General features: G+C 55.5%; 15 protein-coding genes and 1 pseudogene. 4 read left to right on the forward strand and 12 right to left on the reverse strand.

Features of this window, described 5'->3' with window-relative positions; all coding sequences use genetic code 11:
* Positions 1-909 precede the first annotated feature (909 nt).
* Entirely contained in the window at positions 910-1,104 is a 195-nt protein-coding gene (locus M2Q46_RS18755) for a PT domain-containing protein (protein ID WP_367997723.1), read from the reverse strand.
* Positions 1,014-1,361 (reverse strand): annotated as a pseudogene (locus M2Q46_RS18760) (PT domain-containing protein); the annotation flags it as partial. The pseudogene M2Q46_RS18760 and the gene M2Q46_RS18755, both read right to left, overlap by 91 nt.
* Before the next feature lie 273 nt (positions 1,362-1,634).
* Between M2Q46_RS18760 and rng the strand changes: the two are divergent.
* Positions 1,635-3,098: a ribonuclease G gene (gene rng, locus M2Q46_RS08195; RefSeq protein ID WP_009461688.1), complete on the forward strand. Its 1,464-nt coding sequence runs from the start codon at positions 1,635-1,637 to the stop codon at positions 3,096-3,098.
* A gap of 174 nt (positions 3,099-3,272) precedes the next feature.
* Here rng and M2Q46_RS08200 read toward each other — a convergent pair whose 3' ends face one another.
* From M2Q46_RS08200 to msbA, 3 genes are all read right to left on the reverse strand, one after another.
* Positions 3,273-3,752 carry an ATP-binding protein gene (locus tag M2Q46_RS08200; protein ID WP_115634060.1) on the reverse strand — a complete coding sequence of 160 codons (480 nt, stop codon included), beginning with the start codon at positions 3,750-3,752 and terminating at the stop codon, positions 3,273-3,275.
* Between the two features lie 186 nt (positions 3,753-3,938).
* Positions 3,939-4,397 (reverse strand): hypothetical protein, encoded by a 459-nt coding sequence (locus tag M2Q46_RS08205; protein WP_009461686.1) that lies wholly within the window; start codon positions 4,395-4,397, stop codon positions 3,939-3,941.
* Between the two features lie 30 nt (positions 4,398-4,427).
* Positions 4,428-6,212: a lipid A export permease/ATP-binding protein MsbA gene (gene msbA / locus M2Q46_RS08210; protein WP_031233031.1), complete on the reverse strand. Its 1,785-nt coding sequence runs from the start codon at positions 6,210-6,212 to the stop codon at positions 4,428-4,430.
* A gap of 156 nt (positions 6,213-6,368) precedes the next feature.
* Between msbA and M2Q46_RS08215 the strand changes: the two genes are divergently transcribed.
* From M2Q46_RS08215 to M2Q46_RS08225, 3 genes are read left to right on the forward strand one after another with little or no spacing between them, the layout of a single operon-like run.
* A complete protein-coding gene (locus tag M2Q46_RS08215) occupies positions 6,369-7,274 on the forward strand; it encodes a glycosyltransferase family 9 protein (RefSeq protein ID WP_035270695.1) in 906 nt (301 codons plus the stop codon).
* Positions 7,271-8,035 carry a YdcF family protein gene (locus tag M2Q46_RS08220; RefSeq protein ID WP_009461680.1) on the forward strand — a complete coding sequence of 255 codons (765 nt, stop codon included), beginning with the start codon at positions 7,271-7,273 and terminating at the stop codon, positions 8,033-8,035. Before M2Q46_RS08215 ends, M2Q46_RS08220 begins: the two co-directional genes overlap by 4 nt.
* Positions 8,032-8,298, forward strand: a complete 267-nt coding sequence (locus M2Q46_RS08225) for a zinc/iron-chelating domain-containing protein (RefSeq protein WP_009461678.1) — start codon at positions 8,032-8,034, stop codon at positions 8,296-8,298. The genes M2Q46_RS08220 and M2Q46_RS08225 overlap by 4 nt, the downstream gene beginning before the upstream one ends.
* Positions 8,299-8,367: 69 nt before the next feature.
* Here the strand turns inward: M2Q46_RS08225 and M2Q46_RS08230 are convergent, their stop codons facing one another.
* The 7 genes from M2Q46_RS08230 to dnaE form a co-directional block, all read right to left on the reverse strand.
* Positions 8,368-9,483 (reverse strand): glycosyltransferase family 4 protein, encoded by a 1,116-nt coding sequence (locus M2Q46_RS08230; protein WP_302357054.1) that lies wholly within the window; start codon positions 9,481-9,483, stop codon positions 8,368-8,370.
* Positions 9,484-9,641: 158 nt separating this feature from the next.
* The gene (locus tag M2Q46_RS08235; RefSeq protein ID WP_302357055.1) at positions 9,642-10,826 is read right to left on the reverse strand and encodes a glycosyltransferase family 4 protein; all 1,185 of its coding nucleotides are present in this window, start codon (positions 10,824-10,826) and stop codon (positions 9,642-9,644) included.
* Complete coding sequence (locus M2Q46_RS08240; RefSeq protein WP_170978585.1) at positions 10,823-11,563, reverse strand: polysaccharide deacetylase family protein; 741 nt, start codon at positions 11,561-11,563, stop codon at positions 10,823-10,825. The genes M2Q46_RS08235 and M2Q46_RS08240 overlap by 4 nt, the downstream gene beginning before the upstream one ends.
* Positions 11,564-11,572: 9 nt before the next feature.
* Positions 11,573-12,379 carry a glycosyltransferase family 2 protein gene (locus tag M2Q46_RS08245; RefSeq protein WP_302357056.1) on the reverse strand — a complete coding sequence of 269 codons (807 nt, stop codon included), beginning with the start codon at positions 12,377-12,379 and terminating at the stop codon, positions 11,573-11,575.
* On the reverse strand, positions 12,352-13,194 hold the full coding sequence (locus tag M2Q46_RS08250) for a polysaccharide deacetylase family protein (RefSeq protein WP_302357057.1): 843 nt from the start codon (positions 13,192-13,194) through the stop codon (positions 12,352-12,354). Before M2Q46_RS08250 ends, M2Q46_RS08245 begins: the two co-directional genes overlap by 28 nt.
* Positions 13,191-14,297, reverse strand: coding sequence for a glycosyltransferase family 4 protein (locus M2Q46_RS08255; RefSeq protein ID WP_083053968.1), 1,107 nt, complete (start codon positions 14,295-14,297; stop codon positions 13,191-13,193). Before M2Q46_RS08255 ends, M2Q46_RS08250 begins: the two co-directional genes overlap by 4 nt.
* Positions 14,294-17,770, reverse strand: a complete 3,477-nt coding sequence (gene dnaE, locus M2Q46_RS08260; RefSeq protein ID WP_302357058.1) for a DNA polymerase III subunit alpha — start codon at positions 17,768-17,770, stop codon at positions 14,294-14,296. The genes M2Q46_RS08255 and dnaE overlap by 4 nt, the downstream gene beginning before the upstream one ends.
* Between the last annotated feature and the right edge of the window lie 136 nt (positions 17,771-17,906).

Below are 17,906 nucleotides of genomic sequence, written 5' to 3' on the forward strand. Positions count from 1 at the left end.
TTTAATCTCTGTGGTTGTCCCGTCTTGCGACGAGACCGATTGTGTCTCAAAGAAAAATTCAGAGTTACACAAGGTAATTCTTCATCTTTCGTTTGTGAGCACTTGATACAAACTTGTGGCGATCCCCGAAGGGTTCGACTCGCTCATTCCAAGCGCCCACACTTATCGGCTGTTAATTGTTAAAGAGCAGTGACAGTTGCCTGTCGTTCTACTGACTAACCCGGCTGGCTTGTCGCGCTTAGCGCTTCGTGCCTTGCTGTGTTAGCAGCAGAGAAACGAGATTATGAAGCAGATCAGGCAGTGTGTCAAGCGTTTTTTTGAAGAAGCTAGAAAGTTTTAAAACCGTCTAACCTATCCCGCTTAAACCAGAACTTTCGTTCTGTCCTACCTACTGAACAATCAACCGTGAGGCTAACCATCCAACTTCACAAACAAGGGTAAATTTTCAAATTCGTTTCAACCTTCGAAACCGCTTAAAAACTTAACGCTGCGTTCTCTGGAGCAGAACCTAGAACTTTAACACAGAATTTTCTGATTTGTCAAGCTCCGGGTTTTACACCCTGTCAGTTTCCTGACCAGTCATTCAAGCTTCGGTGCGGGCCTCTTGGCCAAGGCGGTGAAACTTGTCTAACTGCTCTCTGCGGCGCTTCGGGGAAAACCCTGTGTGCTGCAGCGAGAAAAGAACTATAGCACGACGATTTTCCGCTTTGCAAGCGTTTCATGGGGTTTTTCTAGGTATTTCAGGAGAGAAAACTCCGTAAAACGATGTAGCTGATTGATAACTATGAAGAATAACTATAAAAATAATTTTTAGCTTATTTCGACTTTTTGCCTTCAGGCAGGAGGCTTCAAGCTTCTTCAGAGCAAAATATGAACAGAAAGCTATTTTCCTCACGGAAATTCGTTAAATCATCTCGCCCGTCCTCTGACCATTCCTCCCTCTATCCTCCTTCTATATTGATAGGGGAGCCCCCCCTCCCAAAAATAGTCGCCAGTCGATGGGTTGGTTGGTTGGTTGGTTGGTTGGTTGGTTGGTTGGTTGGTTGGTTGGTTGGTTGGTTGGTTGGTTGGTTGGTTGGTTGGTTGGTTGCTGGATGGATGGATGGATGGATGGCGGACAAAAGAACGGCCACACGAACACTGCATCGGCCCTGTGCCTTCAACCAACAGTGTCTATATATAGATAACGAGTTGAATGGCCTCCAAGATCGAGCATTATGCAGGGCTGCTAGCCACTCGGGGCCCCGGGACCGGGTGTTGGGGCGAGTCAGAGTACTTGCCGCAGTCGGAGTCACAATCGGGGATGCAAGCAGTCTGCTGTTTGAGTCCAAAGTTTGTGATTGGTCCGGGGGACCAATCACTGGGCGAGTTCAGACTGCGCCCCGATTGTGACTCCGACAAGGGGACCGGCGCATTGCGCCGGCAAGTAGTCCGCCCCAACACCCGGTCCCGGGGCCTCGAGTGGCGACCTACATAGAGCGGCTAGCATCATAAACATCCCCAAGCAGTCTCCGAAACAAAGACAAGCGAAGCATTCATCCTCCCTAAACTCTCTATATAGTCATAAAGGCATAGCAGCCTCACCGACTTGGCCCTACACTAGCCCGGAACAGATATTCCTGAGCGAAATTACTATGCATGAAGACATCCTGATTAACGTCACTCCGTTTGAAACCCGTGTTGCCCTGGTCGAGCAAGGTGCTGTCCAGGAAATTCATATCGAACGCAGCATCCAACGCGGTTATGTGGGGAACGTCTATCTGGGAAAAGTGGCGCGGGTTTTGCCCGGCATGCAAAGTGCCTTTATTGATATTGGCCTGGAACGCGCGGCGTTTATCCATGTCGCGGACTTACGCCAGAATCGCACCGAGCGTAATCAGGGTAGTCCCACCACGCCGATTGAAAAGCTCTTGTACGAAGGTCAGTCTCTATTAGTACAAGTCATCAAGGATCCATTGGGTACCAAGGGTGCTCGTGTATCAACACAAATCAGTATTGCGGGCCGCATGTTGGTGTATCTGCCTTTTGATCCTCATATTGGCGTATCGCAACGGATTGGTTCGGATGCAGACAGGATCGAGCTGCGCGAGCGTGTCAGTCGTCTTATGCCCAAGGATGAGAAAGGCGGTTTCATCGTACGGACTCAGGCCGAATGCGCGACGGATGAAGAGATCAGTGCAGACCAGCAGTATCTGCGTACTTTGTGGACACGTATTCAGGAACGTATCCGCGAGCAAGGCGCCCCCTCTGTTCTTTATACGGACTTGAGCCTGGCGCAACGTGTTTTACGCGATATGGTGACGCCCAACACCCAATCCATCATCGTGGACTCACGCACCGTCGTGCAGGAGATGAAGGAGTGGGCACAGATTTACACGCCCTCGGTGCTTGAGCGCATCAGTCACCACAAAGGCAGTCGCGCTCTGTTTGATACAGCCCATGTGGATGAAGAAATCAATCGCGCCCTGTCGCGTCGGGTGGATTTGAAGTCCGGCGGCTATTTGATTATCGATCAGACCGAAGCACTCACTACGGTGGATGTGAATACCGGCGGTTTCGTCGGTGGTCGCAACTTTGACGACACGATCTTCAAAACAAACCTGGAAGCAGCGATTGCCCTGGCCCGCCAGCTGCGTCTGCGCAATCTGGGTGGCATCATCATCCTGGACTTTATTGATATGGACGACCCTGCTCACCGGGAGTCTGTCTTGCAGGAGCTGCAAAAAGCGCTGGCCAAAGACCGCACTCGCGTGACGATCAATGGCTTTAGTCAATTAGGTCTGGTGGAAATGACGCGCAAACGTACGCGTGACTCTTTGGCGCACCAACTATGCGAGCCCTGCCCCACCTGCCAATCGCGAGGTTCCGTCCGCACGGCCCGCACAGTCTGCTATGAAATCTTGCGCGAGGTCCTGCGCGAAGCCAAACAATTCAATCCCAAAGAATTTCGTATTTTGGCGGCTCAAGAGGTCGTGGACCTGTTTCTGGAAGAAGAAAGCCAGCACCTGGCCGTGGCGGGCGACTTTATTGGCAAGCCCATTTCCCTGGAAGTAGATCCACACTACTCCCAGGAACAGTACGATATTATTTTGCTGTAATTGGTCAGCGTTGGGGTTGGCTGAGTAGCCAATCCCCTGCATTAGCTCTTGTACGGCAAGTCTACGGCCTGCTCGGACACGCTCCTACACTCGCAAAGCTCAGGCACAGATACAAGCAAACCAGCAAACATCTTCTGGCACGCGGCAACTACCAGCAGAAAAACACGCCCCGGCTTATTCGCTAATCTGATGGCGAATGATATGAAAGCCCTCTGACTCCTGAGGTGCCACAAAGTAAGAGCTGAACAAATCAAACTGCGCTTCGGTCGTCTCAAAGGGATGCTCACCACTGGCATTACGGGCATGCAAACGTGCTTTGCACAGTTCATCTGCCACATCCAGATAATGCAGTTCATGAGCCACAGCCGATTTTTCAATCAGCTCCCGCGCCCAAGCGCGTGTTGCCAAGGTATTGGACGGAAAATCCAGCACTACAGACATCCCAGCCTGCAACAAAGCAGTAATATGCGGTGCCATGGCCGCCCGCAACTGCGCTGAACAGCGCGCGTAATCTTCCAAAGACGCAATTTGACCGGGGTATACGTTAGCCAGCCAAACGTCTTCGCTGATTAGTACGGTCTTGGGCTGCTCGGACAGCTTTTTAGCAAGGGTGGATTTACCCGCCGCAATCTTGCCGCAAATCAGATAAAGCATCGCTGCTGTCGAGGCTGTCTGTCTGACTGGGGGTGCAGAGGCAAGATCCATAATCATCTCTGTTCATTGAGAGGGACTGAAAACAATAAACCCGCCTGAAAAAGCGGGTCACGAGCAGGACAGATTTGTCCTGCGATCAGGGCGCCTCATGTGCTGAGCGAGTTGCCCAGCACAAAGCTTGAACACTTACAGCGGCGCAACCGGTACAAAATCATCCTCGGGCAGCACTTCTTTTGGTGCATCGTCCGGATTGCACACACCTGGAGCACGAATTGAAGTGAAGATCTCCTGAATCTCTCGCTTCACATCAGCGCGGTAAGCGTAAACCTTTGCGTCTACCCAACCCTTTTGCATCATGGTCAGATCGATCAGGATACTTTTATCCCAGCCCGCCCCCGGTTCCAGTTCGTAGCGCAAAGTGCCGTAGCTGGCCTGACGCTCATCCATTTTGAAAACCGCTGCTTTGCCACACTCGGCCTGATGCTTGAACAAGGCACGCTGAATACCCACAAAGTCCGTATTGATGCGGCGCTCCGTCTTGAAGTAACTGGGACGACGCAAATCCTGTTCTCGCAGTTCCGCACCCTGCTTGGCACACCCTGCCAACACAGCCAGCCCGGCCAGCGCAAGAATGATTTTCTTCATGATGTTCCTTATCGTGCAGCCCCAGGCTGCTTATTCGTTGAACTGAAACTGCATTTGGTAGAAACCGGCGTACACACCGTTGCGGGCCAGCAATTCGTCGTGACGGCCCTGCTCAATAATCCGCCCTTCGTCCAGCACCAGGATTTGATCCGCATTTTGTACGGTAGACAGACGATGCGCAATCACCAAGGTACTGCGGCCCTTCATCAGGGTCTCCAGCGACATCTGAACCTGACGCTCGGACTCATTATCCAGAGCCGAGGTGGCTTCATCCAGAATCAGAATGGGAGCATTTTTAATCAAGGCACGGGCAATGGCCAGACGCTGACGCTGGCCGCCAGACAGGGAATTGGCATTCTCGCCCACCATCGTATCCAGACCTTGTGGCAAGCCTTCCACGAACTCGCGCAGATTGGCTGCCTCCAGCGCTTCCCAGATACGCTCCGGCGTAACATCGGCTCCTGCACCATAGGCCACGTTTTGGCCAATCGTCGCCTCAAACAGCACCACGTCCTGGCTGACCAAAGAAATCTGGCTACGCAAGCTACGCAAGGTCAGCTCTTCGGAGGGAATGCCATCTACCCGCACTTGCCCACTGCTAGGAATCAAGAAACGCGGCAACATATTGGCCAGTGTGGTCTTGCCACTACCGGAACGGCCAACCAGGGCAATGGTCTGGCCGGGCTGCACCGCAAAACTGACCTCGGACAAGGTATCGCGATGCGCGTTGGGGAAACGATGTGACACCGAGTCGAACTCGATATGCCCATGCACAGGCTGCGTGAACTCTCGAGTCCCGGTATCGGGCTCAGGGTCCTGGTCAACCAGCTTGAAGACACTTTCTGCCGCCACCAGCATGCGCTGCATCGTGCCGGTGATATTGGTCAAACGCTTGATAGGGTCAAAAATCTGTCCCAGGGCAGCCATGAAAGCAGCAAAGCTACCGATAGTCAGCGTGCCGGTATTGGCCTGGTAAAGAGCGACAAAAATCACTCCGGCCACGGCAATCGACACAAACAACTGTGTGATGGGCGACAAAGCGGCATCCGCAGAAGCTGCACGCATGGCGAAGCGGCGCAGGCGCGCATTCACATACATGAAACGGGTGTTTTCACGCTCGTAGCCATCAAACAGCTTGATGACACGTTGGGCATCGATAGCTTCACTGACCACACGAGTCAGCTCGGCATTCATGTTCACGGTATCGCGGTTGATGCGGCGCAGGCGACGCGACACCAGTTTGGCCACAAAGACCGAGGCGGGCATGACCAGAAACACGATCACGGTCAATTGCCAGGACATGTAAAGCAAAACACCCAACAAGGCGATCACGGTCAAGGTTTCACGCACTACGACGGTGACCACCTCGGTGGCCACACCAGTCATGGTGCCGGCATCAATCGTGAAGCGGTTCAGCAAACGGCCAGTATCCCCCTGCTTGAACTCCGAATCGGACAATCCCAGCAAGCGGGAGAACATGTCACCACGTAAAGTCAGCAACATTTTGTTGGCGATCCAGGCAAACAAATAAGAACTGCCGTAACTGGTCACGCCGCGCACAAACATCAGCCCGATCACCGCCAGCGGGATGGACCACATATAGTCCGGATTGGCACCCGTAAAGCCATCATCCAGCAAAGGCTTCATGATCACCGCCAGCACTGGCTGGGTAGCCGAGGAGATACTGACCAGGATCAGCGCCAGCACCGCCACCTTCCAATAAGGCAGCAAACGGCTATAAATGCGCTTCCAGAGATCGGATTTGACAGGATCGTGCCCAGCAGGCTTGATTTTGGTTTCTATGGCGTTGGACAACGAGGACACCCTATATACTATCTAATTGTGTTTATTCTAACGCTCATTGCCTGAGTCGAGCGCCTCCGCACTTGTTGGTTCTGCCTAGTTGTCCTGTTCATGTCTGATCCCTCTGCCCTTTATTTACGATTGCCTAATTGGCTAGGCGATGTATGCATGAGCCTGCCGTGTTTACAGGCTCTGCTGGATACCGGTTTGCCCGTCGTGGTTTGCGCCCGTCCCTGGGCCCGCGAACTGCTGTCGGCTTACCCCTTGCATGGCTTCATCCCCATGAGCAGCCACTGGCACCAGGATGCCAAGGCCATACGCCGTTATCGTCGCCAACACGGCCATCGCCAAGCGTATGGCCTGCTGCTGCCCGATTCGCTGAGTAGTGCCCTCAGCTTCAAACTGGCAGGTCTGCCAGCCTGCGGTTACCGGGACGACGGCCGTAGCCTTTTATTACGATGGCCGTTAAATAAGCCGCAAAAGCAGTTGCATGCGGTGCAATCCTGGTTCTATATTGTTCAGCAGGCTTTGGCGCTGTGGAAATTGAACCCGGCGCCTGAACAAGCCCCAGCCACCCTGGATTTGACGCTCAGCCCCCTGCAACGGCAAGAAGGCGACAACAGTCTGCGCCAAGCCGCCCTGCGCCCCGGTGACTATATTCTGATCGCCCCTACCGCAACGGGACTGCACAAAGGCCGCGTCAAAGTCTGGCCGTATTTCGACCAACTGACCCGCCATCTGCAAGCCCAAGGCAAAACCGTCATTATGTGCCCCCCGCCCAACGAGCATGAGGCTGCCCTGCAAAATGCGCCCAGCGCACGTTGCCTGCCGCCCCTGCCTTTAGGAGCGTTTGCGCGGCTTTGCCAACAGGCGCAGTGGGTTATTTGCAATGACTCTGGCGTCTCCCATGTCGCGGCAGCCATCAAGGCCCAGCAGCTGACCTTATGTGGCGTCACCAACCCTGAAGACACCGGTCCCTGGTCGCCACGGGCGATTTGCCTGGGGCGCGATGGCCAATGGCCAACGCTGGACGAGGTGGTGCAAGTGCTGGAGTCAGAGCGGGAGCACCCATGAATGTATCGAGCATCCTGACCAGCCTGGTCATTCCGCTGAATTTGTTTGCCGCCCTACTACTTGTGGCGGTGCTGCTCTTTATCTTGCGCCTGCGCAAAACCGCCGCCGCTCTGGCCTTGGCCGGACTGCTCTGGACCGGCGCCTGGTCCCTGCCTGCCACCAGTCTGTATGCGGGCGGTTATCTGGAAAAAATGTATCCCTATCAGCCGGCTGAGCAGGTAACGCAAGCCGATGCCATTGTGGTTCTGGGCGGCCACACCGCTCAAAACCGCAGCAATTGGTTCTTGCCCCAAACAGCACAGAAAACATCGGCGCGGGTAGAACGAGCGGCCGATCTGTATAAAGCGGGCCGTGCACCTTACATTGTCTTGTCGGGAGCCGCGCTGGACGGCGGCATCAGTGAAGCCAAGGTCATGGCCAACACCCTGACTAATCTGGATGTGCCCGCCTCGGCCACACTGATGGAAAACGAAAGCCTGACCACCCAGCAAAATGGTGCATACACCGCCCAGCTACTGCAAGAAAAGCAGGCCAAGAAAGTCTTGTTGGTAACCTCTGCCCTGCACATGCCACGCGCCATGGCAATTTTCCGCAAGCAAGGGGTCGATGTCATTGCGGCTGGTGCCGCCCCACAGCTAACGGTTCCGAACAGCCCCGAGTTTTCCATGTGGAAACCCAATCTGATGGCCTTGCAATCCAGCCGCTCCATCATCAAGGAATATGTCGGGATTCTGGTGTACTGGTCCCGAGGCTGGGCATGATTTGCCGTTCTGAATGTGGGGCCTGCTGTATCGCCCCCTCTATCTCCAGTCCTATCCCCGGCATGCCCCACGGCAAGCCTGCGGGTGTGCCCTGTATTCAGCTGGACGAACAGCTACGTTGTCGGATTTTTGGCCAACCCGAACGCCCTGCCTGTTGCTCGGGCTTACAAGCCTCGCCGGAAATGTGTGGAGAAAAGCGGGAAGATGCCTTGATCTGGCTGACGGAGCTGGAAACACTCACTGCTCCGTCCCTCAACAACTAAGCATAAAAAAAGCGTTCTGAAATACACTCAGAACGCTTTTTACTACAGGCTTGGCCTCTGCATCTGACTTTATAGCGCCCGCGCCTTCAAATAGGCCTGATAAGTATCCACCGAAAAACGCTGCGCATCAAAACGATTTTCTGCGCGCTGCCTGGCACGCTTGCCCACGGTATGCAAGCAGTACTTCTGACATAACATGTCTCGAACATGCGCCTCAATGGCTGCCACGTCTCCACAAGGCACCACCCAACCCTCATGCAGATGCTCGATGCTTTCCGGTAGACCACCCGCATTGGAGATCAAGACGGGCAGCCCCAAAGCCAAGGATTCGTAGCACGCGTACGAGGCCGACTCTTTGTATGAAAGCACAAACCCCACATCACAGGCAGCCAGGATCGACCGCACATCCTTAACCAAGCCGGGGAAAACCAATTGTTCGGCACAGCTCAAAGCCTGCACTTGCTCCCGAACAGCCTGCGCAGGTGGATCACCTGCTACCACAACCCGAACGCGCTGCTTGAGTTCCGGCTCCAGACGGGACACTGCTTCAACCAGCAGCAACCAACCTTTTTCCAGATCCGTGCCACCCACTGAGCCCAGCACCAAACTGTTCTCTGCCAAATCAGCGCCGAAAAGTGCTTGGCGTGCAGCCTGCTTTTCCTGCGCGGAAACCGGGGAATAATGCGCCAAGTCCAGACCGTGATAAATCCGCTCAACGTTGCAACGCCGATAATCAGAATTGGCGAGTTGGCGGGCAACATAATCGCTGACAGCAATGCAAAGATCAGTCCCAAAGCGCGCCCGCAAACGGTTACCCATGCTGTGTAGACGCTTGGTATTGTGTTTGGTCCAGATAATAACGGGAGGATTCGACAAGGTTTTGCAGGCGATCATGACATGACGATGATCGGTACTGCCATTGCAATGCACGATATCGAAGGCTTCGCGCTGCAAAAAACGGCGCAGGTTCCAGATTTCCGACAAGGCCGTCCCGATACGGGCGGTATACAGGCCTGGCAACACTCTTACACCGGGTATCTGCGACGCTTCCCGATACAGTCGGCCCGTTGCCGGTGCCGCCAGAGTGAATTCACACTGATGGGCCAAACCGCGCAACAAACCCAGAATATAGGTGACATGGCCACCGCCATTACCATGGTGAATATCAGTGATCAGGACCTTCAAAACTCGCTCCGTCAGCGGCTGTGAATGACAGACAAATACTCAGATCGAGCATCTACAGGCCACAAAGTGTATCCGCTATTGCGTAAGCTGAACAATGACTGAACAGCAGTTTTGACGATTTAATCTCGGTAAAAGAGAAAACCTGGCTGCACCTGCCTTTAATCTTGGCGGCGAAGCAACACTTTTTGATACAGGTCCTGATAGCGAGTCGCGACGGCAGGCCAGCTGAATTGCACCAATAACTCACGCGAGTTCTCGATCAGGTTCCTGGCCATGGCCGGGTCCTTGCTGATTTTCTCAATCGCCTGAGCCAGTTCCTGAGCATCCTCCGGATGGCTGAGCAGCAGTGCGTGATAGCCGCCCTGCACATATTGGGCAAAGCCGCACCACGGAGCCGGGCTCAGGACAACCGGCAAGCCATAGGACATGGCTTCCAGCGGTGCCATGCCAAAGCTGTCATTCAGGGTGGGATGCACGTAAATATCGGCAGCGCGATAAAAAGGTTCGACGTTAGAGGTTTCACCCTGCAGGATAACGCGATCCTGCATATTCAGAGTCTGAAGCTGCTGGCGTATCTGGTCACGCAAACCCGGTTTTCCGCCCACCACCAGCAATCGATAATGAGAAGGCAGTTTCGCCAAGGCTTCCAGCACCGTATTCAAGCCTTTACGCAGCGGATTACGAGCCACCAACAGGCAGACAACCTGATCGTTCGCAAAACCCAAAGACTCGCGAACCTGGGTGCGCTCCTGGCCTTGGGCATCGGCTTGCGGCAAGGCCACACCGGGAGCAATGACGGGATAGTCGTGCACGCTGCCATAGGCTTGCTGCAATTGTTCGGCAATCAGGCCCGAAACGGCGACTACGGCATGAGGACCAGGGCGCAAACGACGTTTTTCCAGGCCCAGATACCCCCAGACCCTGGGGCTGAAGTAGGAGCCCAGTTTTTTCAATAAAGGCAAAGGCCGCACGCGCCAGTTAAACCGCACGGGGGTGACATGCACTACTTCCACGTCCCCGCACCAGCCGTTCATGTGCGAGTGCACAATATCAAAACCTTGCGCCGTGGCCTTGGCGGCCTGACGGGCAAACAGGATGCCGCGTATCCAGCCCGGCCAATGCGACCAATGTCGAATAGGCACATAGGCCAGCTTCAAATCACAGCGACTGTCATATTCGCGCGCAAACACGGTGATTTCGTGTTTTTCGGCCAGCTCGCGCATCAGTTCCACCCCATACGCTTCAGCGCCGCCAAAGCGGTTACCGAAACGGTCGACCACAAAAGCGATGCGCAGGCGCTCGGGAATCGCAGCGGAAGTGTCGCGGGTTTGATCTGAGCTCATGAGCGGGAAACCGTACGACGCTTGTCTTCCAGGCGTGTCACGCACTTTTGCACGAAGCGCAAAATATTGGTGGAACGCGAGACCGTCACACGGGGCAAGTCAAATAAATCATCGTCTGAACGGGCCAGACCGCGATTGGTCGTGGTGGCATTCAGATAACCAGCCTGACGCACCTGCTCACGAATAGCCTGATTCTGATCGCCATAGGGATAGCAAAACGCGCTGACTTCCACTTGCAGCACGTCTTGCAGCTCTGCCTTGGATTGCACGATCTGGTAATGGGCGATTTCCGAGGACACATCGGTCAGATGCACATGGTCCAGCGTATGCGAACCGGCTTCATGACCGGCGTTCACCCAGGCGCGCAGTTCTGGCAAGGACATCAGACCGGAATGCGGCACTCCTTTGGGTTGGTCCCAGAAGTTCGAACCGTCCAGATGCCGCGCCACAATGTAATTGGTCGCCGTAAAGCCCAATTCATCCAGCACCGGCATGGCGTTCTGAAAGACGTTACGGTAGCCATCATCAAAGCTGATTCCCACAACCTTGCCCTGCTTTTCACCCCGCAGGTACGGCATCAGTTGCGCCATGGATAAACCACGGTAACCCAAGCGCTTGAGCCAAGTCATCTGGCGCCGAAAATCAGTAGGATGCACGGTCAAACCACGGTAAGGCGAGCCCTTGGGAGCAGGCACCCCGACCTGGTGGTACATAAGAATCGGAATCATAGGCGGCATTATAAGGGGCTAATCAGACTTCTGACGGGTGTAATACCACAGCTTACTATATCGAAACAGGCTGCCAGAAGCGGCCATACACGCCAGAATGAAGCCTTGCGGGCCATCCAGAAATCCCCGTCGAACAATATAGTGACGCACGAAGGTCCAGCTGGCATGGCCAGCAATGCCCGGCAGGCTGGTGGTCTTGCCCTTGGCCTGCATTTGACGGGCCGCATCCGAGGAATAACGGTTGATCTTGTCGATAAAGACTTCAAGGCTGGCGTAGGGGTAATGCAGAAAATGCCCATCCAAGATCAGGACTGGATGCTCGGTCTGCACGCTTTCATGGACTTTGGCGTCGTTAAAGCGGGCTGTACCACGCTTGAACAGTCGTAATACCCGGTCTGGCCACCAACCGCTATGGCGCATCCAGCGGCCAGCGAACTCTGACAGGCGGGCAATCCGGTAAGCCGCACCACGCGGCTGGATCATTTCCTGCTGAATCAGTTGTGCAAGCTCGGGCGTAACGCGCTCGTCCGCGTCAATGGACAGCACCCACTCGCCCGTGGCCTGATCCAGTGCCCGATTCTTCTGCGGCCCAAAACCGGGCCAATCCGGGGTGACCGTCACGTTCGCTCCCATGGAACGGGCGATTTCCACCGTCTCATCCGTACTGCCCGAGTCCACCACAATAATCTCGTCCGCAAAGGCAACGGATTCCAGGCAGGCACGAATATGCGCCTGCTCGTTTTTCGTAATCAGGATAACGGACAGGCGCTTGCCAGAACTCGACGCGGCGCTTTGCCCTATTTCTGTCGTTGACGACGACGCCATGCTTTCCACCAGTTGAAAATCGGACCGATCACGGGATGTACCGCAACATTCAGCCTGCGTCCTACCGATACGCCCGTCGTGTCACGCACGGCGAAACGATAAATGTGCAAAGGATCGCTACCAGGCTGGTTGGAGCCGAAGGCGCGCGTTGTATACAGATAGCGGAAACCGGCTTGCTGGGCGACCTGCACATAATCAGGATCAAAATAGCCTTGCGGCCAACACAGCTGGTCAGAGACCATACCCATATTGGCCTTCAAGGTCTGACGGGATTGCTCCAGTTCCCAACGCATCTTGTCGTTCTTTTGATCGCGCTGTTCGCTCAGGTCCCAGCGAGTATGGGTATGAGTATGACTGTGGAACTCGAACACACCATCAGCCTGCATGGCGTGGATTTCACTCCAGCGCAAAATCACCTCGTCGCTGCGACCTTGCTCGATACGCGCTTCACATTCACGATGATCCGGGCATTCGGGCACGTCCTGGCCCTGGCCCAGATAAGGGCGCACAAGCCCCTCATTGATCCAGCTTGTCACCAGGAAAATCACGGCATTGAAGCCATATTTTTTCAACAAGGGATAAGCGTAGACCCAGTTATCCAGGTAGCCGTCATCAAAGGTAATCAGCACCGATTTGGGCGGTACGCCCTGCCCTTGCAAATGGCCTACAAATTGCTCAGTTGTCAGGCTGGTCCAGCCGTTTTTCTTCAACCATTGCAAATGCTGCTCGAAATGCTCGGGACTGGCATTGATCATGCCCCCTTCCGGGGTGACATGGTGGTACATCATGACGGGCACAGTGCTTGCCACTTTCATCCCTGAAGCTCCTTTAACCAAGCATAATAAGCGCCTTCCAGCCGGTCGCCCATGGCAACCGGGGTAAAGCGCTCGTCGCTACGACAAAACAGGCGCCCTGCGGCTCCCATTTCCTGACGCAACTCCGTGCTCCGGATCATTTTTTCCAAGGCGGCACGCCACTGCTCCGGGTCGTGCAAATCCGCCAGCAAACCGCTGCGGCCTTCTTGCATCATCTCCGGGACCCCGCCAACGCGGCTGCCCAGCACAGGAATGCCGGCGCTTCCAGCCTCTACAAAAACAGTGCCCGACGCTTCCATATGGGTCGCCAAGGCAAAAATATCCAGATTGGGCAGAATCGAGGGCACATCTGCACGAGCGCCCAGCATATGAATCCGCCCTTGCAGTCCCAGCTCCGCGATCAAGGCCTGCAACTGTTCATAACCCGGAGAGCCGCCCCCCACCAGCACCAAGTGCAATTGAGGGTAGCGATCAAATAAAGGCTGCATGGCGGCGATCAGTTCATGATGGCCTTTTTCGCGCCGCAATACGGCAACGCAACCTACCAGCAAGGTATCAGACGCCAAACCCAACTGGGCACGCAAATCCAGGAGGGGCGCTGAATCAATCACGCTGGGATCGACACAGGGATAGACCACCCGAACATGCCCAGGTTTCACGCCCCGCTCGATCAGGTGATCGCGCACATAATCGCTGGGCGTAATCACCCGTTTGGGCACGATGGTGTAAGACATCAAGGAGCCCACTTTCTTGGCCAGATGGCGCGTACGCACAATCAAGGGGGTTCCCGCCAGGCGCCCGGCCACACCGGCCAGCATGGTGTCACGGCGGCTATGGCTGTTCAGCACATCAAACTGACCTTGGCGCAATACCCGACGCAACTGGCGCACACCGCGCATGTAATTGGCCGGGCCATCCATCAACAGGGTATGAACCACAAAACCCTCGTCGCGCAGGCGCTCGGTCAACTGGGCGTGGGGTTGGCAGGCGGCCTCCACCTGATGCCCCCTTTCGCGCAAGATGCGCATGGCTCGCAGGATGTAGTTTTCCTGACCACCAAAGCTGGTGGCAGCTTCCGAGTGCAGAATGCGCAAGGGCCTCATCGGTAGCTGATCTCCACCTCGCGCGTGGCGTCCCAGCCTTCCAGCTGCTCCAGCAAGGAATCCGCCAGACGAACACGCCACTGCGGGCCCAACTGCACCACGCACTCATAATCGGGACGCAGCAGTTGTACCTCGACCGGCACCCCGCCCTGCTCCTGGGCACGGTGTGGTGCCAACAAGGTTTGCAGACGCTGTGCGTCGGCATTATTGTTCAGGCCGATGCTCAGGCAACTGGCACGGGCTTCACGGGCGAGCTGCAAGTCAAAAATAGCATCAGCATTGATACGCAAGCCGCCGGTGTAATCGTCGTTGCTGACCTTGCCCTGGATGATGATCAACTGGTCTTCTTTCAGACGCTGGCGATGCTCTTCAAACAGCTCATTGAAGATGGCCACTTCCAGCTGCGCCGAGCCGTCATCCAGCATGGCGTAAAGCATCTTGCCGCGACGTGTCATGCGTACACGCACCGCTGACAGCACACCGGCAAACCACTGCGGACTGCGCGACGCTTCCAAACGTGCCAACGGTGTCGGTGCAAAACGGCGGACCTCATCACGCCAGGCGTCAAACAAATGGCCGCTGAAGTAAAAGCCCAGTGCCGTCTTTTCCTGACGCAAGCGATCTTGCAGGCTCCAGGGAGCCACTTTCGCAACCTCGCCTTCCACAATATCGTTGGAGTCGTCATCAAACAGCGAAGACTGGTTGGCGCTACGTTCGGCCTGTTCGGCAGCTTCGGTAGCGGCACCGATACTGGCCAGCAAAGCGGCGCGGTTTTCATCAATCGTGTCAAAAGCGCCGGCACGCACCAAGGCTTCAATGGTGCGCTTGTTCACCTGATGGCGGTCTACACGACGGCAGAAATCAAACAGGCTGGTGAAAGGACCGCCTTGCTTGCGAGCATCCACAATTGCTTCAACCGCAGCCTGACCGGTCCCCTTCACGGCGCCCAGACCGTAGCGCATGGTGCGTGGCGGCAAGCCTTTTTCCGTATAGCTGTCCTGCACAGGCTCAAAGCGATAGTTGGACGCATTGATATCTGGCGGCAAGACTTCCACGCCGTTGGCCAGCGCGTCTTTCCAGAAAATCTGGACCTTGTCGGTATCGTCCATATCGGACAACAAAGTCGCGGCCAGGAACTCGGCCGGATGGTGGGCTTTGAGCCAGGCCGTCTGATAGGCAATGAGAGCATAAGCAGCGGAGTGACTCTTGTTAAAGCCATAGCCCGCAAACTTTTCCATCAGGTCAAACAGCTTGACCGCCAATTCAGGGTCGTGGCCTTTCTTGACCGCCCCTTCCTCAAACAGAACCCGGTGCTTGGCCATCTCCTCGGGCTTTTTCTTGCCCATGGCACGGCGCAGCAAGTCGGCACCACCCAGCGAGTAGCCACCGATAATCTGCGAGATCAGCATCACCTGTTCCTGGTAGACGATGACTCCGTAGGTGCTGCTCAAGGTGCTTTCCAGATCCGGGTGGAAGTAATCGACCTCGGCTCGACCGTGTTTACGGTTCACGAAGTCCACCACCATGCCCGACTCCAGCGGCCCCGGACGATACAGGGCCAGCATGGCGATAATGTCTTCAAAAGTGGAAGGCCGCAGACTGCGCAGCAGCTCCTTCATCCCACGCGATTCCAGCTGGAACACCGCTGTCGTATTACCTTCGCACAACAGCTTGTAGGAGGCGTCGTCATCCAATGGCAAGGCCATGATGTCGAACTCGCGCTTGTCCGCATTGAACTGGCGTACATAGCGCACGGCCCAGTCCAGAATCGTCAGGTTACGCAGCCCCAGAAAGTCGAACTTGACCAGGCCGGCAGCCTCCACGTCGTCCTTGTCGTATTGCGACACGGCGTTGGCGTCCGGGCCAGACTGGGCATACAGCGGGCAAAAATCGATCAATTTGCCGGGCGCAATCAAGACCCCCCCGGCGTGCATGCCCACACTACGGGTCAGGCCTTCCAAGGGACGGGCCAGATCGATCAGGGCTTTGACTTCCTCGTCGTTCTCGTAACGCTCGCGAAAGGCCGGCTCATCGGCCAGCGCACGTTCCAGCGTCCAGGGATCGGCGGGGTTGAAAGGAATCAGTTTGGACAAGCCATCGCACAGGCTGTAAGGCAATTCCAGCACACGGCCTACGTCGCGCACCACGGCTTTTGCGCCCAGAGTACCGAACGTGGCGATCTGGCTGACGGCCTGACGGCCATATTTCTGTTTAACGTAATCAATAACGCGTTCGCGGTTGTCCTGACAAAAGTCCACGTCAAAGTCAGGCATGGATACCCGCTCGGGGTTCAGGAAACGTTCGAACAGCAAGTCATAGCGCAAGGGATCCAGATCAGTAATCCCCATGCTGTAAGCCACCAGGGAACCCGCCCCCGAACCCCGGCCCGGCCCTACGGGCACGCCATTGTGCTTGCCCCAGTTAATGAAGTCCGCCACGATCAGGAAGTAGCCGGGAAAGCCCATGGAAATAATGGTGTTGCACTCCCACATCAAACGCTCTTCGTAAGTGGGGCGTTGCTTCTCGCGCTCCTCGGGGTCGGCATACAGCTGCTTCAAGCGGATTTCCAGACCGTCTTTGGCCTGTTGAATCAGGAAGTCGCCCAGCGACATGCCATCGGGCGTGGGAAAATCGGGCAGATAGGGTTTGCCCAGTTCCAGCTCCAGGTTGCAACGCTTGGCAATTTCCAACGTGTTTTCCAGCGCAGCAGGAACGTCCGCAAAGCGCTGCTGCATTTCGTCCGAGCTTAGAAAATATTGCTCTTGCGTAAAACGCTTCACACGCTTGGGGTTGGCCAGCTGTTCGCCTTCGGCAATACACACCCGCACCTCATGCGCGCGGAAATCGTCCGGGGCAATAAACTGAATCGGGTGCGTAGCAACGACAGGCAGGTCCATCTCTGCTGCCAAACGCATGGCAGCTTGTACATACAGCTCATCGCCGTCCGCACCGCTGCGCTGCAGTTCAATATAGAAGGTGCCGGGAAACAGGTCTGCCCAATGACGGGCGCAATCACGGGCCAAATCCAGATTGCCATCGGCCAGAGCCTGGCCTACATCACCCATACGAGCACCGGACAAGGCAATCAAGCCACTACATTCTTTCAGCCAGGCGCGCTGTACCTCTGCCCGCCCCTTGTATTGGTTCCCCAACCAGGCGCGGGTCAGAATGTCACACAGGCTCAAGTAACCGGCCTCGTTTTGCACCAGCAATAGCAAGCGCGACGGTTTTTCGCGGTCTTCCTCGTTTTGCAGCCAGATATCACAGCCCATGATGGCTTTCAGCCCGGCTTTACGCGCCGAGGTATAGAACTTGATCTGTCCAAACAAGTTGCACAAGTCCGTCAAAGCCAGTGCAGGCTGCCCATAAGCCTGCGCTTTCTTGATCATTTCGGGAATACGGGCGATGCCGTCCACCACGGAGAACTCCGAGTGGGATCGCAAATGGACAAAGGAAGGGGTGGTTTCGCTCATGATGGAATTGTACTGAAGCCTATGGACATTGTTGAGGCTGAAATGGCGCTACGGGTGAATACCTTGAAACGTATTGCAAGGCATTCAAACCCAAAGCACATGATCTGCAAGGGCGCATCCCAATGCCCAATATCGC

This window comes from Alcaligenes sp. YSL9 (assembly GCF_030515105.1).
GTDB classification, from domain to species: Bacteria; Pseudomonadota; Gammaproteobacteria; order Burkholderiales; family Burkholderiaceae_B; genus Alcaligenes; species Alcaligenes phenolicus.